This is a genomic window from Bradyrhizobium sp. sBnM-33, from assembly GCF_032917945.1.
Taxonomy (GTDB): Bacteria; Pseudomonadota; Alphaproteobacteria; order Rhizobiales; family Xanthobacteraceae; genus Bradyrhizobium.
This window is the reverse complement of record NZ_CP136624.1, coordinates 5,399,111-5,421,449: the sequence shown is the minus strand read 5'-3', so window position 1 is coordinate 5,421,449 and position 22,339 is coordinate 5,399,111. Positions and strand designations below refer to the sequence as shown.

22 protein-coding genes and 1 pseudogene are annotated in these 22,339 nt (G+C 62.7%); 15 read left to right on the top strand and 8 right to left on the bottom strand.

Annotation, left to right across the window (positions count from 1 at the left end; all coding sequences use genetic code 11):
- Nucleotides 1-98: 98 nt before the first annotated feature.
- Both RX328_RS25315 and RX328_RS25310 read left to right on the top strand, forming a co-directional pair.
- Nucleotides 99-1,295 carry an acyl-CoA dehydrogenase family protein gene (locus RX328_RS25315; RefSeq protein ID WP_213253769.1) on the top strand — a complete coding sequence of 399 codons (1,197 nt, stop codon included), beginning with the start codon at nucleotides 99-101 and terminating at the stop codon, nucleotides 1,293-1,295.
- Nucleotides 1,296-1,306: 11 nt separating this feature from the next.
- Nucleotides 1,307-1,708, top strand: coding sequence for a VOC family protein (locus RX328_RS25310; protein ID WP_213253770.1), 402 nt, complete (start codon nucleotides 1,307-1,309; stop codon nucleotides 1,706-1,708).
- Between the two features lie 302 nt (nucleotides 1,709-2,010).
- Here the strand turns inward: RX328_RS25310 and RX328_RS25305 are convergent, their stop codons facing one another.
- Complete coding sequence (locus RX328_RS25305; protein WP_213253771.1) at nucleotides 2,011-2,778, bottom strand: Spy/CpxP family protein refolding chaperone; 768 nt, start codon at nucleotides 2,776-2,778, stop codon at nucleotides 2,011-2,013.
- A gap of 457 nt (nucleotides 2,779-3,235) precedes the next feature.
- On the opposite strand from RX328_RS25305, the gene RX328_RS25300 reads away from it, so the two are divergent.
- The 10 genes and pseudogenes from RX328_RS25300 to RX328_RS25255 all read left to right on the top strand — a co-directional run bounded on the left by RX328_RS25300 (nucleotide 3,236) and on the right by RX328_RS25255 (nucleotide 12,463).
- On the top strand, nucleotides 3,236-4,576 hold the full coding sequence (locus RX328_RS25300; RefSeq protein ID WP_213253772.1) for an ABC transporter substrate-binding protein: 1,341 nt from the start codon (nucleotides 3,236-3,238) through the stop codon (nucleotides 4,574-4,576).
- Between the two features lie 110 nt (nucleotides 4,577-4,686).
- Nucleotides 4,687-5,622: a carbohydrate ABC transporter permease gene (locus tag RX328_RS25295; protein ID WP_213253773.1), complete on the top strand. Its 936-nt coding sequence runs from the start codon at nucleotides 4,687-4,689 to the stop codon at nucleotides 5,620-5,622.
- Nucleotides 5,622-6,533, top strand: coding sequence for a carbohydrate ABC transporter permease (locus RX328_RS25290; protein ID WP_213253774.1), 912 nt, complete (start codon nucleotides 5,622-5,624; stop codon nucleotides 6,531-6,533). The genes RX328_RS25295 and RX328_RS25290 overlap by 1 nt, the downstream gene beginning before the upstream one ends.
- A 4-nt stretch (nucleotides 6,534-6,537) precedes the next feature.
- Nucleotides 6,538-7,638, top strand: coding sequence for an ABC transporter ATP-binding protein (locus tag RX328_RS25285; protein ID WP_213253775.1), 1,101 nt, complete (start codon nucleotides 6,538-6,540; stop codon nucleotides 7,636-7,638).
- A 32-nt stretch (nucleotides 7,639-7,670) separates the two neighbouring features.
- Nucleotides 7,671-8,660, top strand: coding sequence for a hydroxyacid dehydrogenase (locus RX328_RS25280; RefSeq protein ID WP_213253776.1), 990 nt, complete (start codon nucleotides 7,671-7,673; stop codon nucleotides 8,658-8,660).
- Between the two features lie 65 nt (nucleotides 8,661-8,725).
- Nucleotides 8,726-10,150, top strand: a complete 1,425-nt coding sequence (locus tag RX328_RS25275) for an amidase (protein ID WP_213253777.1) — start codon at nucleotides 8,726-8,728, stop codon at nucleotides 10,148-10,150.
- Nucleotides 10,151-10,269: 119 nt separating this feature from the next.
- Nucleotides 10,270-10,695 carry a hypothetical protein gene (locus RX328_RS25270; RefSeq protein ID WP_213253778.1) on the top strand — a complete coding sequence of 142 codons (426 nt, stop codon included), beginning with the start codon at nucleotides 10,270-10,272 and terminating at the stop codon, nucleotides 10,693-10,695.
- A gap of 34 nt (nucleotides 10,696-10,729) precedes the next feature.
- A pseudogene (locus RX328_RS25265) lies at nucleotides 10,730-10,915 on the top strand (amino acid ABC transporter); the annotation flags it as partial.
- A gap of 213 nt (nucleotides 10,916-11,128) precedes the next feature.
- The gene (locus RX328_RS25260; RefSeq protein WP_213253779.1) at nucleotides 11,129-11,971 is read left to right on the top strand and encodes a DUF2147 domain-containing protein; all 843 of its coding nucleotides are present in this window, start codon (nucleotides 11,129-11,131) and stop codon (nucleotides 11,969-11,971) included.
- A 138-nt stretch (nucleotides 11,972-12,109) separates the two neighbouring features.
- Nucleotides 12,110-12,463, top strand: a complete 354-nt coding sequence (locus RX328_RS25255) for a hypothetical protein (RefSeq protein WP_213253780.1) — start codon at nucleotides 12,110-12,112, stop codon at nucleotides 12,461-12,463.
- A gap of 9 nt (nucleotides 12,464-12,472) precedes the next feature.
- Here the strand turns inward: RX328_RS25255 and RX328_RS25250 are convergent, their stop codons facing one another.
- Nucleotides 12,473-12,877 carry a cupin domain-containing protein gene (locus tag RX328_RS25250; RefSeq protein WP_213253781.1) on the bottom strand — a complete coding sequence of 135 codons (405 nt, stop codon included), beginning with the start codon at nucleotides 12,875-12,877 and terminating at the stop codon, nucleotides 12,473-12,475.
- A gap of 23 nt (nucleotides 12,878-12,900) precedes the next feature.
- Nucleotides 12,901-13,599, bottom strand: a complete 699-nt coding sequence (locus tag RX328_RS25245) for a ribonuclease activity regulator RraA (protein WP_213253782.1) — start codon at nucleotides 13,597-13,599, stop codon at nucleotides 12,901-12,903.
- 226 nt (nucleotides 13,600-13,825) lie between these two features.
- Here RX328_RS25245 and pxpB point away from each other — a divergent pair, with 226 nt between their 5' ends.
- Genes pxpB through RX328_RS25230 form a run of 3 tightly spaced genes read left to right on the top strand, consistent with a single transcriptional unit; the run spans nucleotide 13,826 to nucleotide 16,423 of the window.
- Entirely contained in the window at nucleotides 13,826-14,557 is a 732-nt protein-coding gene (gene pxpB / locus RX328_RS25240) for a 5-oxoprolinase subunit PxpB (RefSeq protein ID WP_213253783.1), read from the top strand.
- Nucleotides 14,554-15,612: a biotin-dependent carboxyltransferase family protein gene (locus tag RX328_RS25235; protein ID WP_213253784.1), complete on the top strand. Its 1,059-nt coding sequence runs from the start codon at nucleotides 14,554-14,556 to the stop codon at nucleotides 15,610-15,612. The genes pxpB and RX328_RS25235 overlap by 4 nt, the downstream gene beginning before the upstream one ends.
- A 34-nt stretch (nucleotides 15,613-15,646) precedes the next feature.
- Complete coding sequence (locus tag RX328_RS25230) at nucleotides 15,647-16,423, top strand: LamB/YcsF family protein (protein WP_213253785.1); 777 nt, start codon at nucleotides 15,647-15,649, stop codon at nucleotides 16,421-16,423.
- On the opposite strand, the gene RX328_RS25225 is transcribed toward RX328_RS25230, so the two are convergent.
- The 5 genes from RX328_RS25225 to RX328_RS25205 form a co-directional block, all read right to left on the bottom strand.
- Nucleotides 16,420-16,572 (bottom strand): hypothetical protein, encoded by a 153-nt coding sequence (locus RX328_RS25225; RefSeq protein ID WP_176721835.1) that lies wholly within the window; start codon nucleotides 16,570-16,572, stop codon nucleotides 16,420-16,422. The two genes, RX328_RS25230 and RX328_RS25225, sit on opposite strands and share 4 nt — an antisense overlap.
- A gap of 179 nt (nucleotides 16,573-16,751) precedes the next feature.
- Nucleotides 16,752-18,347 (bottom strand): sulfite reductase subunit alpha, encoded by a 1,596-nt coding sequence (locus tag RX328_RS25220; protein WP_213253786.1) that lies wholly within the window; start codon nucleotides 18,345-18,347, stop codon nucleotides 16,752-16,754.
- Nucleotides 18,344-20,128 carry a NirA family protein gene (locus tag RX328_RS25215; protein ID WP_213253787.1) on the bottom strand — a complete coding sequence of 595 codons (1,785 nt, stop codon included), beginning with the start codon at nucleotides 20,126-20,128 and terminating at the stop codon, nucleotides 18,344-18,346. The genes RX328_RS25220 and RX328_RS25215 overlap by 4 nt, the downstream gene beginning before the upstream one ends.
- A gap of 353 nt (nucleotides 20,129-20,481) precedes the next feature.
- Nucleotides 20,482-21,648: a CmpA/NrtA family ABC transporter substrate-binding protein gene (locus RX328_RS25210; protein ID WP_213253788.1), complete on the bottom strand. Its 1,167-nt coding sequence runs from the start codon at nucleotides 21,646-21,648 to the stop codon at nucleotides 20,482-20,484.
- Nucleotides 21,645-22,235 carry an ANTAR domain-containing response regulator gene (locus RX328_RS25205; RefSeq protein ID WP_028346026.1) on the bottom strand — a complete coding sequence of 197 codons (591 nt, stop codon included), beginning with the start codon at nucleotides 22,233-22,235 and terminating at the stop codon, nucleotides 21,645-21,647. The genes RX328_RS25210 and RX328_RS25205 overlap by 4 nt, the downstream gene beginning before the upstream one ends.
- Nucleotides 22,236-22,339 lie beyond the last annotated feature (104 nt).

Genomic DNA, 22,339 nt, shown 5'->3' with positions numbered 1-22,339 from the left:
TGCTTCGCATCGCTATGGACTTGCCGATCGCGGCGATGGCGCGATAGCCTTATCTACTGATCACTGGCGCATCCACTGATCGAACCGGCAGGCTGGCCTTGAATACACCGATCGCAAACTCTGCCGATCTTGCGGGCGACCAGGCAGTGATCGCCCGGGCCGAAGCCATACGTTCCGACGTCGCGGCAGCTTCCGATGACATCGAGACGACCCGCCGGCTGCCGCCGGCGCTGCTCGGCAAGCTGCACGATGCGCAACTGTTCCGGCTGTTGCTGCCCCGCTCGACCAACGGGATCGAAACCGATCCCGTGACTTTCTTTCACGTCATCGAAACCATCGCCAAAGCCGATGCCTCCACCGCCTGGTGCCTCAGCCAGGCCGGTGGTTGCGCGATGTCGGCGGCCTATCTCGATCTGCCGGTGGCGCAGGCGATCTTCGGCGATCCGCGAGCGGTACTGGCGTGGGGACCTGGCCTCAAGGTTCGGGCGGTCGAATGCGACGGCGGCTACCGGGTAACCGGCGTGTGGTCCTTTGCATCCGGCGGCCGGCATGCGACCTGGCTCGGCGCGCACTGCCCGATTTATGCGGCCGACGGTTCGCCCAGATACGATGCCAATGGAGCCCAGCTCGAGCGCACCATGCTGGTACGCTCCGAAGACGTCGAGTGGACCGACATCTGGAACACCGTGGGCCTTCGCGGCACCGCCAGCGACCAGTTCGCGCTCAACGAATTTTTCGTGCGCGCCGACCATTCGATTACGCGTGAGTTCGACCGGGAATGCCGCGAGCGCGGCCCGCTCTACCGCATGAGCAATCACACCTGCTATCAGGTCGGCTTTGCCGGTGTCGCCTGCGGCATCGCCCGCACCGCCCTCGACAACTTCGTCGATACGATGCGTAACAAGGTGCCGCGTGGCGCGAAGGTCTCGCTGCGCGACAATGCGGTGGTCCAGAGCAACCTCGCCCAGGCGGAAGTCAATCTCCGCGCCGCGCGGGGCTACGTCTTGCAATCGATGGCCGACACCTGGAAGGATCTCACCGCGGGCGCCACCATCACGGTCGCGCAGCGCATGAACATCCGCATGGCCTCGACCCATGCCATCCACAAGGCGCGCGAGGCGGTCGACTTTGCCTACAATGCCGCAGGCGCCACTGCGATCTTCGAGAACCATCCGCTGGAGCGCCGGTTCCGCGACATCCATACCGTGACCCAGCAGCTGCAAGGCCAGCTCAGGCATTTTGAAACCGTCGGCGCCTGGATGATGGGCGTCGATACCGACCTCAGCTTCGTTTAGGGAGAACGGCCATGGGACTTGGCGGACTGCAGCACTACACCATTGAGCCCGCCGATCTTGAGCGCACCAAGGATTTCTATTGCGATGTGCTCGGGCTGGAAAACGGCGATCGTCCGCCGCTCGATTTCCCCGGCTACTGGCTCTATTCCGGTGGCACGGCCACGGTGCATCTGATGGGCACGCGCAAGCCGCGTGAGGGCATCGTGGTGCGCGGCACCGAGAAAAAGTATGAAGATACCGGCCGGCTTGACCATATCGCCTTTGCCGCCACCGATGTCGAGGGTATGCGAAGGCGACTGCAGTCGAAAGGCGTCAAATTTCGCGAGAGCATCGTGCCGCGCACCGGCGATACGCAGTTCTTCCTCTACGATCCCGATGGTGTCGGCGTGGAGCTGAACTTTCCGAAAACCTGAGGCCTCGCTGCATCAACGGGTCCGGACCTTAATTCTTCGGCGGCGTCCGACTCGGCCGAATTGGTTTTTGGTGCTGTGGTGGCATGGCGCAATGATGTTGGGACGCCACACCGCCCCTCAAATAATGAAGTTCCCGACAACGCCGCAAGTCAGCCATCAGTAAGGCGCGAGTCCGTCAGGGTTTCATCATCATTGCAATGAGATTGGGAGGTGCCGCGCCGCTGCGGCAGAATAGCCGGGTGCCGTGCCTTTCAACCTACCCCAGGGCACACGTACCCGGCTATTCGTCCGGCCGACCCACCTTAGTCGAGCCCGCGCTCATGGCTCAGATTGACCATTTCCTGAATGAAGACCGCCTTTTGTTTGTCGTTCAGGCTGGCAAATAGCGGCTCGGCGGCATCGGCCACGTTGCGCTGATCGACGGCGCGGTCGTTGAGAAATTGGGCCTCGTTGCGCATCTGCTCGATGATGTCGTCGGGAGGATCGCGCTTGGCGCGCGCAATGCGCAGATTGAGGCGATCGGCGCCGTTATGGCCGAGATAGTGCATCGCACTGTTGAACGCGGCCCAATGCTTCTCCTGCTCGGGCGTGAGATTCAGCTCCTTCTTGATCCGCTCGATATTGGCGTCGCTGTTGGCGACGATCTGTTCGGCTGTCAGTTGCGGCGCGCCGGCTTGGGTGAGGACGGCCGGCTGCTGCGGTTGTTGCTGCTTTGCGGTTTTCGTCGCTTTGGACCCCTTCGGAGGCTTCGAGGCCTCACCCTGCTTTGAAGGCTCGCCCTGCTTGGATTCCTTCGCTGCCGGAGCCTGTCCGGCCTTGGTATTGTTGTTGCCCCCGGTCAGAACGCCGGTGACGCCCGTGACCACGCCTACGACGCCGCCGATCGCGCCGCCCAGCACGCCACCGACCGGGCCGGCAGCCTTGTTGCCTTCGCGCGCCCCTTGCTGCACGCCCTGCACCAGCCCTTGCGCGTTCGCCGTCGCACACGCGCCAAGAGCCAGCACGACGATGGCGCCAAATACAAAACACCAGCGCGACGGCATCGGCGCAAGCTGTTGAGGACGTGTCATTGTCGGGTCTCCATGGTCGATCGTGAAATTTGCCACGCGCAATCGCCAAAGCGCGCGAGAATCTTTCGGCGCCTAAACTATCGTTTCCGCCCCAAACTCGTCCACCGCTGCGCCGGATAGTTCCCCGGCAGGAAACAGCTTCCGCGCAAGCAGTTACGCGTGCCGTCGGTCGGCTGCGGCCCAATAGCGCCCCCCTGCTCGAATGCAAAGTGTGCGCCGCAATATCACCTGTCAATTATTGACGATATCGAGGACACGACATCGTCGCTCCCGCTGCCCGGAATTTCCACGCAACGTTAGTTCAATAACGGTGGCCGCTGTGTTTTCTCGACAGATGCAAACAATTCTGGTCTGATCCGATTACAAAATCTCCGCTGGCCGCCGCCTCGAAGCGGCTTCCCGCCAGACGGAGAAGAATAACAAGAACCAAAATCTGGCTCAGCAAAGAGGAAACGTTATGTCACGCAGGAAGCTTTCTCGCCGACAATTCGTTGCTGCGACAGCGCTATCATCCGCAGCGCTCATCACCGCGCCGTATGTGCGCGGCGCTTATGCCGCCGGTAAGCTATCGATCGGTTTCTGGGACCACTGGGTTCCCGGTGCCAACAAGGCCTCGACAGATATCGTCAATGCCTGGGCGGAAAAGGAGAAGGTCGAGGTTCAGATCGACTACATCCCGAGCCAGGGCAACAAGAACCTGCTCACCATCGCAGCCGAAGCACAGGCGAAATCCGGCCACGACATTCTTGCCATGCCGACCTGGTGGCCGCATGCGCAGGCCGAGCTGCTGGAACCCATGAACGACGTCATGGAAGGCCTCATCAAGCAGAACGGCGAACCCAATGGTACCGTGAAATATCTTGGCCAGTCCAAAGGCAAATGGCTGGCGGTGCCCGCGAGCGTCGGCAGCCAGATCAAGGGTCCCTGCTCCCGCATCGACCTGATGAAGCAGCATGCCGGCATCGATGTGCAGGCACTGTATCCGGCCGGTGCCCCGCCGAAGGCCGACAGTTGGACCTTGGACACCTTCCTCAAGGCCGCGGAGGCTTGCCAGAAAGGCGGCGTTCCGTTCGGCATCGGACTTGGCGAGACCAGCGACAACGTCGATACAGCGGGCGCAATCTTCCAGTCGTTCGGTGCAGCCCTCGTTGATGAGAAGGGTAACGTCACCGTCAAGACCGACGCCGTGCGTCAGGCGCTCGAATACTACAAGAAGCTGATCTCCTTCCTGCCGCCGGACGCCGGCGCCTGGGACGACTCCTCCAACAACAAATGGCTTGTCTCCGGCAGGGGCGCACTGATCATGAACCCGCCGAGTGCCTGGGCCGTTGCCAAACGCGACGCGCCGCAGGTCGCCGAGCAGTGCTGGACTCACGGCTTCCCGGTCGGGCCGAAGGGCCGTTATGCGCCATACCTGTCCTATTTCTGGGGCACCTGGTCGTTCTCCAAGAACAAGGAAGCGGCCAAGAGCGTGCTCAGGGCTCTTTCGCAACCGGATGCGATCGAGAAGATGTGTGTGGCGAGCGGCGGCTACGACCTGCCCTGCTACGAAAAGCTCACCACGCTGAAGGTCTGGCAGGAGGAAGGGCCGCCGAAGGGCACGCTCTACCACTACCCGAACCCGCACAACCACCAGACTCTTTCGATCGCCGCGGCGCCCGCCCCGCCGAAGATCGCACAGCAGATCTATACGCAGGCGACCCTGACCAAGATGTGCCTGCGCTATCACCAGGGCGAAGCGATGGAAAAGGTGCTCGCCTGGGCTGAAGGCGAGTGCGAAGGCTTCATGCGGAGCTGACGGACGGGATACTCTGGCGGCCTGCCTGATCGCAGGCCGCCATTCCCATTCCACCTTCAATCGCAGGCCCGGCAAAGCCGACAGAAACGTTATAGGGATGAAAGCACACCATGGCTGACGTCGCATTGCAGCCGAACCGGGGCGCCGCACAAGCCGCGCGCAAGCGCTCGAGCCTACACAAAATGCTCAGGCGCAAATCAAGCGTGGCGTTCCTGATGACGCTGCCGCTGATCCTCCTGATCGCGACTCTCGTGATCTATCCGGCCTTCTATGCGCTGCACCTGGCCACCTTGAACAAGTCGATGCAGCGCTTCGTCGGGCTCAGCAATTTCGAGTTCCTGTTCAGGCGCGAGACGTTCTGGCTCGTCGTGAAGCAATCCTGCATCTTCGCGATCACGGCCGTCGTCTTCAAGGCGCTGCTGGGCTTTATCATTGCGCATTTCGTTCACAACATTCCGGCCAAGGGCCAGCGTAAATGGCGCGGCATGCTGCTGGTGCCGTGGGTGATTCCGCCGGCGATGAGCACGCTCGCCTGGCTGTGGCTGTTCGATCCCTCCTACAGCGCATTCAACTACACGCTCTCGTTCTTCGGCATCGGGCCGATCCCATGGACCGGCGATGCCATGTGGGCGCGCTTCTCGGTCATTCTCGTCAACATTTGGGTCGGTGCGCCGTTCTTCATGATCATGTATCTGGCGGCGCTGAAATCCGTGCCGGAACAGCTTTACGAAGCCGCCGCTATCGACGGTGCCAATTGGTGGCAACGCATCTGGTACGTGACGCTGCCGATGATGCGAAACATCATCGCGATTACGACGCTGTTCTCGTTGATCGTGACGTTCGCCAATTTTGACATCGTGCGCATCCTGACCGCGGGCGGCCCGCTCGATCACACCCATATCTTCGCGACGTGGGCGTTCCGCATTGGAATCGAGGGCAGCGATATACCGCTGGGCGCCAGCGTCTCCCTCTTCATGGTGCCGATCCTGGCGATCGCAGCGATTTTCATCCTGCGCGACATCAACAAACGCGGGAACGAAGCCTGATGACAACAGTAACAATCGACAAGACCGCGCCGACCCGCAAGGTCAAGTACGGCAGCATGAGCCGCGATCGGGCCTGGGCGCTGCGCTGGTCCTATTTTTTCCTGGTGATCTTCGCCATTTTCTCGCTGACGCCTCCGATCTACATGCTCATCACTTCATTGAAGAGCAGCGCCGAGATTTCGGCCGCGACTAATCCGTGGTGGGTGTTCCACCCAACGCTCGAGAACTATGTCGGTCTGCTGACGTCGAACCAGTTTCTGCGCTTCTTCTGGAATTCGGCAATCGTCTCGATCTTCGTCGTTACCATCACCATGCTGATATCGGTGCCGGCGGCTTTCGCCCTGGCGCGAATGCGGTTCTGGGGTTCGGCAACGCTCGCGACGGGCGTGTTCCTGACCTATCTCATTCCAGAGACACTGCTCTTCATTCCGCTTTTCAAGATGTTCGCGGTGATCGGCGACTGGACCGGCATCCAGCTCATCAACAGATGGTACGTGCTGCTTATTCTCTATCCGACGCTCACGGTGCCGTTCTGCACATGGATCATGATCGGTTACTTCGCCTCGATACCGAAAGAGCTAGATGAAGCCGCCGTCATCGACGGCGCGTCCTGGATCCAGACGCTGACGCGGATATTCATTCCGGTTGCCTTTCCCGGCATCATTGCGGCTACCATCTTCGCTTTCACGGTGTCATGGGCGCAATTCCTCTATCCGCTGGTGTTCACGACATCGACCGACCAGTTGGTGATGCCGGTCGGCATCATTACCTCACTGATCAAGGGCGACGTGTTCAACTGGGGGCAGATCATGACCGGCGCCCTGCTCGGTGCTGCGCCGCCGCTCATCATCTACGCATTCCTGATGGACTATTACATTGCCGGCCTGACCGCCGGTGCGACAAAGGGTTGATCTCATGGCTGACGTGACGTTGCGTAAGGTTGTGAAGCGCTATGACGAGGTCGAGGCGGTGCGCGGCATCGACCTCGACATCGCGGACCATGAGTTTGTCGTGCTGGTCGGACCATCGGGCTGCGGCAAGTCGACAACGCTGCGGATGATCGCGGGCCTGGAAGATATCTCCGACGGCGACATCATGATCGGCGGCGACATCGTCAACGACGTGCCGCCGAAGGATCGCGATATCGCGATGGTGTTTCAGAACTACGCGCTTTATCCGCACATGACGGTTGCGGAAAACATGTCGTTCGGATTGCGGCTGAAGCGCTACCCGAAGGCCGAGATCAAGAGCCGTATCGACGAGGCCGCGCGCATGCTCGACATCGTCGAACTGGTCGACCGCAAGCCGAAACAGTTGTCCGGCGGCCAGCGCCAGCGCGTCGCCATGGGCCGCGCCATCGTGCGTAACCCAAAGGTGTTTCTGTTCGACGAGCCGTTGTCCAATCTTGACGCCAAGCTGCGCGTGCAGATGCGGATCGAGATCAAGAAGGTGCACCAGAAGGTCCGCACCACGACGGTCTACGTGACCCACGACCAGGTGGAGGCGATGACGCTGGCCGACCGCGTGGTGGTGATGAACCATGGCCGCATCGAGCAGATCGGCACGCCGAACGAGCTCTATCACAAGCCGGCGACGAAATTCGTCGCCAGCTTCATCGGCTCGCCGGCGATGAATTTCATCCCGTGCCGGTTGGAGGATCTCGCCGGCAAGGTGCACATCCGGTTGACCGACCGCATCGCCTTCCCGCTGCCGCCGGCCCGCGCCGCCCGCTATCAGGGCATTCCGCGCACGGACAAACTGCTGCTGGGGCTGCGACCCGAGCATATCACCGAGGCTCGGCCGCATCTTGCACCCGGCGTGGAGGCCTTCGACACGGTGCTCGATGTCACCGAGCCGATGGGAATGGAGACGCTGATCTATTTTACGCTGGAAGGCTCGCAGGTCTGCGGCCGAGTCAATCCCAATGCTGGCGCGCAGGATGGCGCCCCTCTCCGATTGGCTGTGGACCTCAACAATATGCACCTGCTAAACGAGGTGACCGGCGTCGTCCTTTGACGGCGCAATTGCGAGGTTACTAAGGGCAGGAAATGGCTACCAACAAGAAGAAAATCTTCATCACTGAATCGATGTCACAGCAGGGAAGAGCGCTGCTTCACGCGCGAGACGACATCGAGCTCGTCGAATTTCCCAACATGATTTCGCAGGAGGATTTCAATATCAAACTGAGGGAGCATGCGCCGGTCCACGGCGTCGCTCTCGGTGGCACCCGTTTTGGCGAGCCCGAGCTCGAAGCCTCGAAAGACATGCTGGTGGTGACGCGGATCGGTGTCGGGTTCGACGCCGTGGACGTCCCCGCGCTGAGCCGCCGCAAGGTGCCGCTGATGGTGGCCGGCACCGCCAATTCGCCGTCGGTTGCCGAACACGCGCTGTTCATGATGCTGACGCTCGCCAAGCGCGCAACGGAAATGCATTCGCTCGTAAGGGACGACAAATGGGCGGATAGGCTCGGGATGCTGCCTTATGACCTCTTCGGCAAGACCGTCCTGATCGTAGGTTTTGGGCGCATCGGCACGCGCACCGCCAAGCGCTGCATCGCGATGGAAATGAACGTCCTGGTTTTCGACCCTTATAAGCATCCCGCCGATATCAAGGCCGCCGGTTGCGAGCCGATCGCCGACCTCAACGCGGCGCTGCCGCGCGCCGACTTCGTCAGCATCCATTGCCCCAAGAATCCGGAGACTGTCGGCATGTTCAATGCCGACAGGCTGAAGCGGATGAAGCCGACTGCCTATCTGATCAACACGGCGCGTGGCGGAATCGTCGACGAGGCCGCGCTGCACGCCGCTCTGGTGTCCGGCAAGCTAGCCGGCGCGGGCCTCGACGTTTTTGAGCAGGAGCCGCCGCCGGCCGGTCAGGCGTTGCTCGCCCTGCCGAACGTCATCATGGCGCCGCATGTCGCCGGCGTCACCGTGGAAGCCGTGGACCGGATGAGCGAGCAGACGGCCCGCAACATTCTGAGCGTATTGGACGGCGATCCCTTGCGCCAGAACGTGATTAATCAGGACGTACTCGGCTAAATCGTCGCAGTAAATGGCCCCAGGCATGGCCGGTCTATCGGCCGGCCGGCAAGCGAGGTGTGTGCATGGCCTTCAAGGAATACGGTAATTACGACGCGATTGGCCTTGCCGAACTGGTTCGGAAGAAGGAGGTCTCGGCCAAGGAATTGCTCGATGAAGCCATCGCCCGCACCGCAAAGGTCGATCCGCAGATCAACGCAGTGGTCGTCAAGCATTACGACTATGCCGAGCGTCAGATCGAACACGGCCTGCCCGATGGTCCCTTTACCGGCGTGCCATTTCTGTTGAAGGACCTCGACCTCCTGGAGGGCACGCGCACGACCTCAGGCGCGACGGTCCTGAAGGATTTTGTGGCCGATCATACCGGTACGCTGGCGCGGCGTTTCCTCGAGACCGGCGTATCCATCTTCGGCAAGAGCTCCAGTCCCGAATTCGGCCTGATGCCGACGACGGAGTCGCGCCTGTTCGGGCCGACCCGCAATCCCTGGAATCTAGAGCATTCTTCCGGCGGGTCGTCCGGCGGCGCCGCGGCGGCGGTTGCCGCTCGCATCCTTCCCGTCGCGCACGCCAGCGATGGCGGCGGCTCGATTCGCATCCCCGCCTCGGCTTCCGGCGTGTTCGGCTTAAAGCCGACCCGGGCGCGCAATCCGCTCGGTCCCAATCGCGGCGAAGGCTGGGCCGGATTCTCCTGTGGCCATGTCGTGAGCATCAGCGTGCGCGACAGCGCGGTGATGATGGATGCGATCCACGGGCCGGAGTCGTCGAGCCCCTACGTCGCGCCGCCGCCGGAGCGGCCGTTTTCGCAGGAAGTCGGCCGCGATCCGGGCAAGCTTCGTATCGCGTTCACCGATAAATCGCCGTATGGCGATGCCATCGATCCGGAAATCGCTGCAGCCGTGCGTGAGATCGCAAGCCTTCTGGCGGGGCTCGGCCATCACGTCGAGGAACGGGCACCGGCGCTTGCCGCCGATCCGGCCGCGGTCATGACCACTATCGTCGGCGGCAACACCGCACTAACGGTCCGCTTGATCGAGCAGCGGCTCGGGCGAGAGATGACGGACAATGATCTCGAGATATTGACGCTGGCGCATTCGCGCAACGCGAAGCGAACCTCGGCGACCGACTATGTCGCCGCCCAGCTAGCTGCCTTCCAGATTTCCCGCTCGCTGGCCACCTTCTTCGAGAGCTGCGATGTCTTCCTGTGCCCGACCTTGTGTACGCCGCCGCTGCGCATCGGCGAACTCAACACCATGTCAAATGATCTGTCGCACGTTGCCCCGATCCTGCGGCGCTACATGCCCGGCACCTCCATGTTTAACATGTCCGGGCAGCCGGCGATGTCGGTGCCGCTGGCATGGAATAAGGCCGGATTGCCGCTCGGCATGATGTTTTCAGCGAGGTTCGGCGACGAGGCCACCCTGTTCCGGCTGGCCGGCCAGGTCGAACAGGTCCGGCCCTGGAAGAACAAAATACCTCCGGTTTGCGCTTAAGCGCGCGCCTCAAAAAAGCCACGGATTGACAAAGCCCAGCTTTATTCGGAAGCAATGCAAGGGCCTTGAGCGGCGACGCGTACTGATTCCGCAAACGGGCTCGATCCGGAGGCTGAATCGTGACCCAAAGCGACCCGACCGACAACGCCCTGGCGACGATCGCCAGCATTCTCGACCCGCCGGAAAGCCGTCGCAAACCCGAAAAGCCCGCGGTCGCGGAGCCGATGCCGGTAGTCCCTCCGCCCATCCCCACGTCTCCTCCGCCCATCGAGGCGCACGGCTACTGCAAGTTCGGGCCCGGCCCAATGACCGCGATCCGTTTCAAATGGACGGTCCGGCTCGACAATGGCAACTACTATGTCGACGAGACCATCGGGGAGAACTCCACGCCGATCGTCACCGGGCCGATGTCGCGGGAAGCCGCGATCCAGATGGTCGACGATCGCGAAAGTGACGCGCGCCGACGCTTCGAGCAATTGAAGAGCGAGATGAGCGGGCGTAGCGCCGCAGCCAATCTGGCCCGCAAGGACAGCGGCGAGGCGTAACCTGCGTGGTTGAGCGCGGCACGCTGCGGATCGGTTGATGATGACGGACGCTTCGGAGACCCGCTACCACCAGCAGAAGCAGCACGCGAGCGTGCTCTGCGCGGTGCATCCCGACAAGCCGTTCGATTTTGCCGAGAAGGCCTACTGGCTTCAGCGATATCGCGCTGAAGGCCTTGTCGATCAATGGCTGCACATTGCTATCCAGGACGGAAGCTTTTAGGAAATTTATGCCTCGATTGATTCTCGGTTGGAGAAGCCTGTTTCCGAGGAAATTGACCGTCCATTGGGCGCAATTTAGACTGCCGCGGTCGAATTGAACCAAAGCCGCTAGTACACGACTTATAGTTTGAAAGTGATCTGGATCACGTTGAGTGAAGCTGCGGCTGCGTAGTAGCTGCGGGAATCCGGATTCCCTGTTCAGGAGGTCGTCATAATGAAGAAGTGCCTCGCTATCGCCGCGCTCTTGCTGGCTGGCACCGTCACCGCTGCACAGGCGCAGTACACTTTCGAGTATGGCGGTCGCACCATTACGATCGATCCCGATCGCGGCACCGTTTCTATTCCCGGCGTCTACGACAATACCGGCAAGAAGACCAAGCGCGCGCGAGGCGAGGAAGGCGATCTTGATCGTCCGACCAGGAAGACTCCGCAGCAGGCAAAGACCGCCCCGCAAGCCGCACCCGAGACTGCGCCAGCGCCGGCCGTGCCGGCTCCAGCGGAGCAAGCGGCTGCCCCTGCGACTGCGCCGGCACCTGCCGCCCCTGCTCCAGCCGCTGTACCGGCCACGCCGTCGAGCACGACGGCAGCCGTTGCGCCGGTAGACGCCGCTGCGCCTGCGGCAGCACCTCCTGCTCCCCCGGTGCAACAGAACGCCGCTCCGGCAACACCGCCAGCATCTGCTCCCGTTGCCGCGCCAGCGCCACCGCCGCCGCAACAGAAACAGGCGGCGGCACCGGCAGCTTCGGCGCCGCCGTCTGCGAACTCACCGCTCGGCATTTGGCTCACGGAGGAGAAGGAAGGCAAGGTGCGGATCGAACAATGCGGCCCCAATCTCTGCGGCTATTCCGTCGACAAGAAGTCTAACCAGAACGGCGAGCAGGTTCTAATCAACATGAAGCCTGGCAAGGACAAGTGGAGCGGCCGGATTTTCGATCCGAACACCGGCAGCACCTACGATTCGACGATTGCCCTCAAGGGCACCGACAGCCTGCGCGTTCAGGGCTGCGCCTTCGGCGGCATGTTCTGCGGCGGCCAGACCTGGACCCGCGTCAACTGACCAGCAGGCACTGCGCATTCGACCGAAGCCCCGCCGCTGCGCGGGGTTTTTCATGGAGTCTTGAACGCGTGATGGCAATCACAGTTGTCGTGGAAGCACTGTGAGATCGTGATCGGGTCCAAATCAAAGGGGCTCGTCATGGTAAAGTCTCGGAAATCCGTGGTCGCCGTTTCGCTGCTTGCTGCGCTGGGCTTTGCGACACCATCTGCCGCTGCAACATTTGATGGCGACTGGAATGTGCAGATCACCTCGTCGAATGCCGCTTGCAGCAGCGGCGCCTCGGTTTCGATCGAAATCAGCAACGGCCAGGTCGCCTCGAACAGCGCAGCGGTAACGGCTTCCGGCCGCGTGGCCGAAGCCGGCACGATCAATGTCACGCTGGCGAGCGGGATGAAGCGCGCAGTCGGTTACGGCCGACTCGCGGGCACGTCGGGATCGGGCACATGGCGCGCGGCACTCTGCTCGGGCACCTGGACCGCGCAGCGGATTTGAGGCTGCAGCCTAACCCAGCTTCGCCGAATATTCGTCGTCGGTCACGTGCTCCATCCACGTGACGTAGCTTCCATCGACCGCTTCCTGCATGGCAATGTGGGTCATGCCGTTGGTCGGCGAAGCGCCATGCCAGTGCTTCTCGCCGGGCGGAATCCAGACGACATCACCGGGATGAATTTCCCTGATCGGACCGCCCTTGGCCTGCACCCGTCCGACCCCTGAGATGACGTAGAGCGTCTGACCCAGCGGATGCGTATGCCACGCCGTGCGCGCGCCGGGCTCAAAGGAGACGCGCGTCGAGGCCAGCCGTGCCGGCGCCTCGGTCTGGATGATCGGATCCTGCAGCACCGTGCCGGTGAAATATTCAGTCGGCGCCCGGCGCGTCGGCCGGGAGCCCGCGAGATGGATTTCCATGGAGTTGCCTCTGCCTGTTGACGTTACTTCTTCGTCGCAGCGTAGCGCGCCTTGGTCTCGGCGTTCATCGGATAGAGGCCGGGCAATGCCGCCCCGTTATTCACCTCGTTGACGATCCAGGCTTCCATCCGCTCCTGCTCCGGCCCTTCGGCCAGCACGTGATCGAGCGACGCCTGCGGGATCAGCACCGCGCCATCCTGGTCGGCGACGATGATATCGTTCGGAAACACGGCAACTCCGCCGCAGCCGATCGGTTCGCCCCAGCCCACGAAGGTAAGGCCCGCGACGGAAGGCGGCGCGGCGAAGCCGTCGCACCAGACCGGAAGATTGGTGCCGAGCACGCCTTCGACATCGCGCACCACGCCGTCGGTGATCAGTGCGGCAACGCCGCGCTTGACCATGCGGGCGCAGAGGATGTCGCCGAAGATGCCGGCATCGGTGACGCCCATGGCATCGACCACGGCGATGCAGCCTTTCGGCATCGCTTCGATCGCGGTGCGGGTCGAAATCGGCGATGACCAGGATTCAGGCGTGGCGAGATCTTCGCGCGCGGGCACGAAGCGCAGCGTAAAGGCCGGTCCGACCAGCCGTGGCTGCCCCGGCCGCAACGGCTTGGTGCCGCGCATCCAGACGTTTCGCAGACCCTTCTTGAGCAGCACAGTGGTGATGGTGGCGGTGGACACGCCGGACAGGGTTGCGACGGCTTCGGGGGACAGGGACATCTGGAATGCAGGCTCCGGAGTATGGGTGAAAGGTAGCGCATCTTGCGAAGCGCAGACATCGCGTCAAGGGCCGGAGGAAAGAAGCGCGATCACAATATCTTATCATCGGAATGCAGATTAATTTATTGAACTTACTGGCGGATTTCGCGCGAAGCGAATTCCACTCGCGCCCAAAACACGCTACAGGTTGAGCTGAGCACGAGAGCTGCGAAACAGTTTAGAGGCCATGGCCGTGACGCTACCCCCGCCCCGCCTGTTGCCGAGTGGCGACAGCGCCATCACGGTGGAATTCAGCCGCAACATCGACGATGCCGCCAACCGGCGGGTGCTGGCGCTCGACCGTGCGCTGGCTGCTGAACCCATCGCAGGCGTCACCGAGACCGTGCCGACCTATCGTTCGCTGCTCGTCCATTACGATCCGGTCCAGATCGATTTCGACAAGCTTGGTGAAAAGATTCTCGCGCTCGCGCAACTGCCGGTGCCGGCCGCAACAAAGAGCCGGCGCTGGCGCATTCCGGTGGTCTATGGCGGCGAGCACGGCATCGACCTCGAGGACGTCGCGAAAACCCTCAACACCACGCCCGACGAAATCGTGGCGCGGCATGTCGCCGGCGACTACCGGGTCGCCATGATCGGTTTTACGCCCGGCTGGTCCTATCTAAGCGGGCTTGCGGATAGCCTGCACATGCCGCGGCGGCAGAACCCGCGCTTGCTGACGCCGGCCGGCACCATCTCGATCGGTGGGGTGCAAACCGGCGTGCAGTGCCTCGCCGGCCCGAGCGGCTGGCACCTTCTGGGACGGACCGCGGTCCGCACCTACCAGCTTCACCGCGACCCGATCTTTTTGCTGGAGCCCGGCGACAACGTCACCTTTACGCCTGTCGATGCCAAGACGTTTGCGGAGCAGGACCGCGCCGCCGAAGCCGGCGAAATCATTGCCGAGCAGACCGCCGCATGAGCAGGCTCGTCATTGCATCGATCGGCCCGGCGAGTTCAGTACAGGACGGCGGACGGCCCGGCGCCCAGCGCTACGGCCTAGTGCCGAGCGGCGCGATGGATCGGCTGGCGCTGGCGGCCGCCAATACGCTGGTTGGCAATGAAGCGTTCATGGCGGTCGTCGAAGTCGGTCCGTTCGGCGCAAAATTCACCGCGCGCGGCGGCGCGGTGCGCGTCGCGCTGACGGGAGCCCCGCGCAATGCTGACATCGCCGGCCGCACCATGGCACCCGATACGTCCGCAACTCTCGCCGATGGCGAGACGCTGACGCTTGGCTTCGCCCGCGGCGGCGCCTTCAGCTATCTCGCGATCGAAGGCGGCATTGCCGGCGAGCCGATGTTCGGCAGCCTCGCCGTCAATGCGCGCGCCGGCCTCGGCAGCCCCTATCCTCGCCCACTGCAGGCCGGCGACGAACTACCGGCGAAGGCCGCAGTCGGCGCGGCGGCGGAACGGCGGATCGAACTGCCCGCGGCAACCGATGCGCCGATCCGTGTGGTCTGGGGACCGCAGGACGACGAATTCGCCGAGGAAACCAAAAAGCTGTTCGTCGACAGCGAATGGAAGATATCGGCGACCAGCGACCGCATGGGCTACCGGCTTGAAGGCCCCACCCTCAAGCACCTCTACGGCCACAACATCGTCTCAGACGGTACCGTCAACGGTAGCGTGCAGGTGCCCGGCAACGGCCAGCCGATCGTATTGATGCCGGATCGCGGCACCAGCGGCGGTTATCCCAAGATCGCGACCGTGATTTCGGCCGATCTCGGGCGGTTGGCACAGATCCCCGCCGGGCGCGCCTTTCGTTTCAGGGCCGTCAGCATGGCCGAAGCGGAGGCGGAAGCGCGCAAATTTGCGGAACTGCTGCGCACGCTGCCCGAGCGGCTGCGGGCAATCGAAAGCGTTGATCTCAACATCGACGCCCTGCACGATGCCAATGTCGCGGGCCACGCTGTCAGCGCAGTCGATGCGGGAACCTGGCACGCGGTATCGATGGCCGACATAGCGGGCCCGGACTGACCAGCAATCCACTCACGAGAAGCGGACGGACAACATGACAACCATCGACCTCAATTGCGATCTCGGCGAAGGATTTGGCGCGTGGGAAATGGGCAATGACGCCGCCATGATCGAGCTTGCGACGTCGGTGAATGTCGCCTGCGGCTTTCATGCCGGCGATCCCGACATCATGCGCCGCACGGTCGAACTGGCGAAAGCGCGCGGCGTCTCGGTCGGCGCGCATCCCGGCTATCGCGACCTGCACGGGTTCGGTCGGAGGCCGATCCCGGGCCTAAAGTCTTCGGAGATCGAGAACCTCATCGCCTATCAGATCGGCGCCTTGCAGGCGATTGCGACCGCGGCCGGATACAAGGTCACCCACGTCAAGGCGCATGGCGCGCTCTCCAACGTCGCCTGCGAGGATGACATGACCGCAACAGCCATCGCCAACGGCATCAAGGCGGTCGATCCCAATCTGATCTTCGTGGTGCTCGCCAATTCCAAGCTGGTGCAGGCGGGAGAAGCCGCCAACCTGCCGATGGTCCACGAGGTGTTTGCCGACCGCGCTTATGAAGATAACGGCTCGCTGGTGTCGCGCAAGAAGCCCGGCGCAGTGCTGCACGATGCGAAACAAATCGCCGATCGCGTGGTGCGGATGGTGCAGGACGGCGCAGTGGTCTCCGTCACAGGCAAGGTGATCAAAATGCGCACCGACACCGTGTGCATTCACGGCGACACGCCGGGTGCAGTCGACATCGCACGCGGCGTGCGTCAGGCGTTGAAGGATGCGGGGATTACGGTGGCGCCATTCAAGACGGCGCATTCGTCCTAGAACGGATGCACCGACAGCGTGCCGAACACGATGGCGGCAATGAGCGCGAACGCACTGTAGAGCGCGGCGGTGTGAAAGCCGGTGCCGGAACGGCGGGACACCGAGCGTGCGTAAAGGTGCAGGCGGGCTTCCGCCGATAGTTCGCGCATGATCGATCTCCAACGCGGCATGGAGTGCATATGGAATATCGATCGCGCCCGGATGCAAGACATCCGCCGAAATAGCGATACGGGCGCTCCGGCGTGCACCATTTCGAGGGGAAATTTCCCTTCTTTCCGACCAGAGCGAGAATTTTATTCGGCCCGATTTGAGCAAGGTGGAACCTGGATTAGTAAACGTCCTGCTGGAACCGGCCGTTCTTCTTGAGTTCCCCAACGAAGTTAACAGCCTCGTCGGTGGTTCGGGCGCCGAACTGGGCGATGATGTCGACCAGCGCGCGCTCGACGTCCTTGGCCATCCGCTTGGCGTCCCCGCAGATGTAGATGTGGGCACCCTCCGCGAGCCACGTCCATACCTCGCGGCCAACCTCCCGCATGCGGTCCTGGACGTAAAACTTCTTCTCGCCATCGCGCGACCACGCCAGCGACAACCGCGTCAAGAGGCCCGAGGTCTTCATCGCATTGAGTTCGTCGGCATAGAAGAAATCGCAATCGCTTCGCTGATGGCCGAAGAACAGCCAGTTCTTGCCGGGTGCGCCGGTGGCGCGGCGATCGAGCAGGAAGGCGCGGAACGGCGCGATACCCGTGCCGGGACCAACCATGATGATCGGTGTCTTGGGGTCCTGCGGCAGTGCGAAGCCATGGGCCTTCTGTACATAGACCTTGACCTCGTCGCCGGGGTTGATGCGCTCGGCAAGGAACGTCGAGGCCAGTCCGAGACGTCGTCGCTTGTTGACCACATAGCGCACGCAGTCGACCGTCAGCGACAGCTTTCCGGGGGTGGCATTGTGCGACGACGAGATCGAATAGAGCCGTGGCTGCAACGGCTCCAGCGCCTCGACAAAGGCCTCGGGATGCGGACGGACGCGGGAGAATTTCTGCAAGACCGCCATCACGTCGAGCGTTGCCGCGTCGCCATCGGGATCTTCGCCTTGCGCCAGCGCGCGGGCTTTCTCGCGCAGGGCGCCGCCGGTCAGATACGAGATCAGTTCGAACAGCGAATCCGGTGCTGGTGACAGCGAGACGTCGTCGCGCAACACTTCGCGCAGCGTCTTTCCCCTCACCTCCGTTGTATGCCATGCGCCCAGAAGTGCGATGATCTGGTCGACCAGGCCGATATCGTTGCGCGCAAAAATGCCGAACGAATCGCCGACGACATAGTCGAGGCCACATCCGGACAGATCGAACTCGATATGCCAGGTCTCCTTCTCCGAGCCCTTGCCGTTGAGCAATCGCCGCGAGAGGAATTTTGCGTTCGCGGGATTGTCGCGCGAACGGCCAGGTTCGCCTGGAGCCGTCGGCGCAACCGCAGCCGCCGCAGGCGCCGATGACGGCGCGGGTGCCTTGTCGATCTCCTCATAAAGCGATTTCAGCATCCGGGCGGTTTCCTTGCCGCCGGGGACGCAGAGGTTGAGCCGCGCTTCGCTCTTGTTCGCGATTGCTTCCGAATAGTTGTGGCAGTCATAGCCGCACTGGCCGCAATCCTGCTGCGCCATAGCCGCCATCATCCGCCGCCGCAACGGCCGGCCTTCGGCAAGCTTCATGCGATCGGCAATCGGCATGGTCTGGTCATGCCACGGCGCTTCGCCGTCATCGCCGTCGCCGGCTGCGCCCTGCATGACGGCCGCGCCTTGTTCGGCCGACAGCGGCGTCGCGTCTGACAGAAGTCCGGCGAAGAACCCGTTCAGCCACGAGCGCTGCGCTTCGGAGAATGGCGCGTTCGAGGGAATGATCTCGATCTTGGGTGGAGGCGTGATCTGGTTCATGCGGACACCTCGGCGTCGGTCAGCTTGCGCAGCGTCTCGCCGTCATGGCGGCGCGCAAATGTCAGGAACGTCTCATCGGGCGATGCGCGATGCGTGAGATACGCCTTCAGCAGTTTCTCGACCGTCCTCGGCGCATCCTCGGCCTTGAGATCGTGATAGACCTCCTGCCCGATGTCGGCATCGGGTCCAAAGCCGCCGCCGGTGAAGAGATGATAGCCCTCGACTGGATCGGCATCCTCGCCAACATCCACTTTCGCCGCGATCAGGCCGATATCGCTGATGTAGTGCTGCGCGCAGGAATGATGGCAGCCAGTGACGTGGATGTTGATCGGCGTCTCGATATTGACGCGCGGCTCGCACCAGTCGCCGATTTCCGCGGCATGGCGTTTGGTGTTCGAGGCGGCAAATCGGCAACCAGTATTGCCGGTGCAGGCGATCAGCCCGGCGCGGATTTGCGACGCCTCGACTGCGAGCCCGATCGCCTGGAGCGCGGCGACCGCCAGCTCGACGTTGTCGTCGCGCACACCGGAGATCAGCAGGTTCTGCCACACCGTCAGGCGGATATCGCCGTCGCCAAAATCCTGCGCGATTTTGGCTAACCCCCGCATCTGCTCGCAGGTGACTTTTCCAAGCGGCAGTGAGACGCCGATCCAGTTCAGCCCCTCCTGCTTCTGCCTGTGCACGCCGATATGAGCCATGCGGTCGAACGCCGGGCGCGGCGCGAGCGCTTCCGGCGGCACGCGGGTGAAGGGCTTGCCGAGCCGCTCCTCGACCAGCGCGTGGAATTTTTCGTGCCCCATCCCGTCGAGCACGTATTTCAGCCGCGCCTTGTTGCGGTTGGTACGGTCGCCAAGCTCGATGAAAATGCGCACGATCGCGTCAGCGACCTTGGTGGCGTCGGGCGGCTTGACGATGATGTCGGTGTATTTTGCAAAATCCTTATGACCGGTAATTCCACCGATCCCCAGCCGAAACCAGACGCCGGGCTCGGCGCCAAAACCGTCCCTCACCTCGACCGCCGTGAATGCGATGTCGTTGGTGTCCTCCAGCACGGCGATCTTGCCTGCGCCGTCGAAGGCGACGTTGAACTTGCGCGGCAAACCGTACAGCGAGCGGTCGTTGAGGATGTGGTAGTGCCACTCGCGGGCATATTCGCGGGTGTCGATCAGTTCCTGCGGATCGATCCCCGCCGTCGGCGTGCCCGTGACATTGCGGATGTTGTCCGCACCGGTGCCGCGCGAACAGAGGCCGAGGTCCTGGATGCCCTCAATCAAAGCCACCGCATGCTTGGGCGGAATTTCGCGCACCTGCAGATTCGCGCGCGTGGTGACGTGGCAGAACGGCCCGCACAGCCGCTCGGCGAGATCGGCCAATCCCGAAAACTGCCAGTGCTTCAGGATTCCGTTCGGGATCCGCAGGCGGCACATGTAGGAATCCTGCGCCGGCGCGACGTAGAACAGGCCGTAATAGCGCCAGCGGAAATTATCCGCAGGATTCGGCGGCGCGTTATCGAGCGCCTGCTGCTTCAGCCGCGGATAGGCATCGAACGGATGCTCCTCGCGCTTGAACTTCTCGGGATCGGCGAGCTTCTTGCCGGCGGCGATCACCTTGTCCTGCGCCTTGATGTGCGCAGCATCCGGCCCGGTCGGTTCGGCATTCGCCTTGCTCGCGCTGCCGCCGAGGCCGCGCCCGACCCGGCTGATCTGTAAGCCCGCGGTAAAGCCTTCGAGGTAGCGCTTCTGCTCGTCGGTAAAGTCGACTGTGATCGGTTCGATTTTCATGCGCGACGAAACTCCTGCGGCCACGGCAAGTGGCGTCAACGAATGGGGATTGACCGCCCAGGAGATCGGCCCGGCGTGGTTGCCGGGCTGAGATTCCTGGTATGCGGTCCGACCAGCTTCGTTGCTGCGGAAATCCATCTTGGACGTAGGCCGGCAGGCATCAACGACGAGCCGACCGCACTGCACCATACAAGTTGCGTGCCAGATGGGGTCGCGACGAATCTCTTGAAATTGCAATCTGTTCCGAGGAGGAGCTCGAAATTATGAAGCGAGCTTCATAGATGATTCCTGAGCAGCTTGCCTAATGAATAGACAGTGCGGACGATTGCCTAATATTGCTTCAATCGACCGGCTCAGGGCTTCCAGTGCCCAATCTTAAAAGCCGCCAGATGCCCGGCGATATCAGCGGGGTCGAACGCGGGGCCGGCAAAGGCGCCGATGGCACCAACCGCGTCGGGGACCGCCCCCGGACGCCCCATGGCGGCGTCGTAGAGCTCGGGCCTGAAGACCGCCATGGCGGTCCGAAGCGCATCCGGCCGCATCTCCGTCTGCCCCCAGCGCACCATCTGGGCGTAGAGCCAGGCGGCCTGCGCCGGATCGGGCCGCCCCGCCCCCTCGCGCCCGACCAGCAGATAGCGGCCGCTCTCGCGCCGCTGGCCGTCGGGTGAAACCTTCAATCGGCCGTCGAGGGTGCGCTGGATCACCTCGGCGCCGACGCCGAGCCGTTCGGGCCGCGCTAGGACATGAGCGGCTTCGGCGCGGTTTCCGGGCTCCTCAATGTATTCGGCGGCCTTGGCAGCCGCCCGGATCAGGGCAGCCAGCACGTTCGGATTTTTTTCCGACCAGCTTTGCCTGACCGCGAGAACCTTTTCGGCCGCGCGCACCAAAATATCAGCGACGAAATGCAGGATGTGGCCGACTCCGAGATCGACCGCAACCGAGTTCCAGGGCGCGCCGACGCAGAACGCATCGACATGGCCGTTGGCGAGGCTGTCCACCATGTAGGGCGGCGGTAACACCACCAGGCGAACGTCTTCGTCGGGATCGACCCCACCCGCCGCCATCCAGAACCGGAGCTGGTAATTATGGGTGGAGAACGGAAACGTCATTCCGAACGTCAGCGGTTCCGCGCCGCTCTTGCGCCTGGCCGCAACGACGCGGGCGAGTGCCAGTGCAGTGGCCATGGGATCGAGCGGGTCGCCGTCGATCTCGCTCATGATTGCGCCATGCAGCGCCGGCGATACCGTGATCGCGTTGCCGTTGAGCCCCAGATTGAATGGCGCAACGATCGGCACCTTGACGTGGCCTAAACCCAGGCTCGAGGCGATCGCTACCGGCGCCAGCAGATGCGCCGCGTCGAACATGCCGATATTGAGCTTGTCGCGGACGTTGGACCACGACACTTCACGCACCAGCGTGACATCGAGACCTTCGGCGGCCGTAAAGCCCTTATCGACGGCGATGATAAGCGCGGCCGCGTCGACCAGCGGAATGAAGCCGATATGCAGCGGTGTCGTCATTTCAGCAGCTCCGACGCGGTCAGGATCGACTGCGCGATCTCGCCGATTTTCTTCTTCTCGCGCATCGCGGTGGAGCGCATCAGCACATAAGCCTCCTCTTCGGTGAGGCCCTTCACCTTCATCAGGATGCCCTTGGCGCGGTCGATCACCTTGCGCTCCTCGAGCGCCGACTTGGTGCGGTCGAGCTCGTCCTGCAGCTTGGAGAAGGCGTTGAAGCGGGAAATGCAGAGGTCGAGGATCGGTTTGATCCGCTCCTTCTTCAGGCCGTCCACGATGTAGGCGGAAACGCCGGCATCGACGGAGGCCTGGATCGAGGCCGCGTCGCTCTGGTCGACGAACATGGCGATCGGCCGCCGCACCGCGCGGCTGACCTGGAACATCTGTTCCAGCACGTCGCGGCTGGGATTTTCCAGGTCGATCAGGATGACGTCGGGGTCGAGCGCATAGATCCGCGCCAGCAGGCTCTGCATCTCACTGATATGGACAACGCCGGTAAAGCCCGCCTCCCGCAACCCCTCTTCCAGGATTGCGGCCCGGATCGGACTTTCGTCGACAATGACGATTTTCGGCGACGACTCAGCGCTCATCGATCAACTCATACCCCGGCCGGGCATCCATAGCACGTCAGAAGTTGGCGCAAAGCCTTGTAATTATGGGCCATTAGGACTAGTTCGTGCCGATCAATCAGGCA

Coding starts and splice junctions, on each gene's coding strand:
- RX328_RS25225 (WP_176721835.1), bottom strand. CDS start 16,572: ATGCGCGAACTATCGGCGGAAGCCCGCCTGCACCTTTACGCACGCTCG.
- RX328_RS25250 (WP_213253781.1), bottom strand. CDS start 12,877: ATGGAAATCCATCTCGCGGGCTCCCGGCCGACGCGCCGGGCGCCGACT.
- RX328_RS25305 (WP_213253771.1), bottom strand. CDS start 2,778: ATGACACGTCCTCAACAGCTTGCGCCGATGCCGTCGCGCTGGTGTTTT.
- RX328_RS25255 (WP_213253780.1), top strand. CDS start 12,110: ATGGTAAAGTCTCGGAAATCCGTGGTCGCCGTTTCGCTGCTTGCTGCG.
- RX328_RS25300 (WP_213253772.1), top strand. CDS start 3,236: ATGTCACGCAGGAAGCTTTCTCGCCGACAATTCGTTGCTGCGACAGCG.
- RX328_RS25285 (WP_213253775.1), top strand. CDS start 6,538: ATGGCTGACGTGACGTTGCGTAAGGTTGTGAAGCGCTATGACGAGGTC.
- RX328_RS25245 (WP_213253782.1), bottom strand. CDS start 13,599: ATGTCCCTGTCCCCCGAAGCCGTCGCAACCCTGTCCGGCGTGTCCACC.
- RX328_RS25275 (WP_213253777.1), top strand. CDS start 8,726: ATGGCCTTCAAGGAATACGGTAATTACGACGCGATTGGCCTTGCCGAA.
- pxpB (WP_213253783.1), top strand. CDS start 13,826: ATGGCCGTGACGCTACCCCCGCCCCGCCTGTTGCCGAGTGGCGACAGC.
- RX328_RS25220 (WP_213253786.1), bottom strand. CDS start 18,347: ATGAACCAGATCACGCCTCCACCCAAGATCGAGATCATTCCCTCGAAC.
- RX328_RS25280 (WP_213253776.1), top strand. CDS start 7,671: ATGGCTACCAACAAGAAGAAAATCTTCATCACTGAATCGATGTCACAG.
- RX328_RS25215 (WP_213253787.1), bottom strand. CDS start 20,128: ATGAAAATCGAACCGATCACAGTCGACTTTACCGACGAGCAGAAGCGC.
- RX328_RS25260 (WP_213253779.1), top strand. CDS start 11,129: ATGAAGAAGTGCCTCGCTATCGCCGCGCTCTTGCTGGCTGGCACCGTC.
- RX328_RS25210 (WP_213253788.1), bottom strand. CDS start 21,648: ATGACGACACCGCTGCATATCGGCTTCATTCCGCTGGTCGACGCGGCC.
- RX328_RS25205 (WP_028346026.1), bottom strand. CDS start 22,235: ATGAGCGCTGAGTCGTCGCCGAAAATCGTCATTGTCGACGAAAGTCCG.
- RX328_RS25310 (WP_213253770.1), top strand. CDS start 1,307: ATGGGACTTGGCGGACTGCAGCACTACACCATTGAGCCCGCCGATCTT.
- RX328_RS25235 (WP_213253784.1), top strand. CDS start 14,554: ATGAGCAGGCTCGTCATTGCATCGATCGGCCCGGCGAGTTCAGTACAG.
- RX328_RS25295 (WP_213253773.1), top strand. CDS start 4,687: ATGGCTGACGTCGCATTGCAGCCGAACCGGGGCGCCGCACAAGCCGCG.
- RX328_RS25290 (WP_213253774.1), top strand. CDS start 5,622: ATGACAACAGTAACAATCGACAAGACCGCGCCGACCCGCAAGGTCAAG.
- RX328_RS25230 (WP_213253785.1), top strand. CDS start 15,647: ATGACAACCATCGACCTCAATTGCGATCTCGGCGAAGGATTTGGCGCG.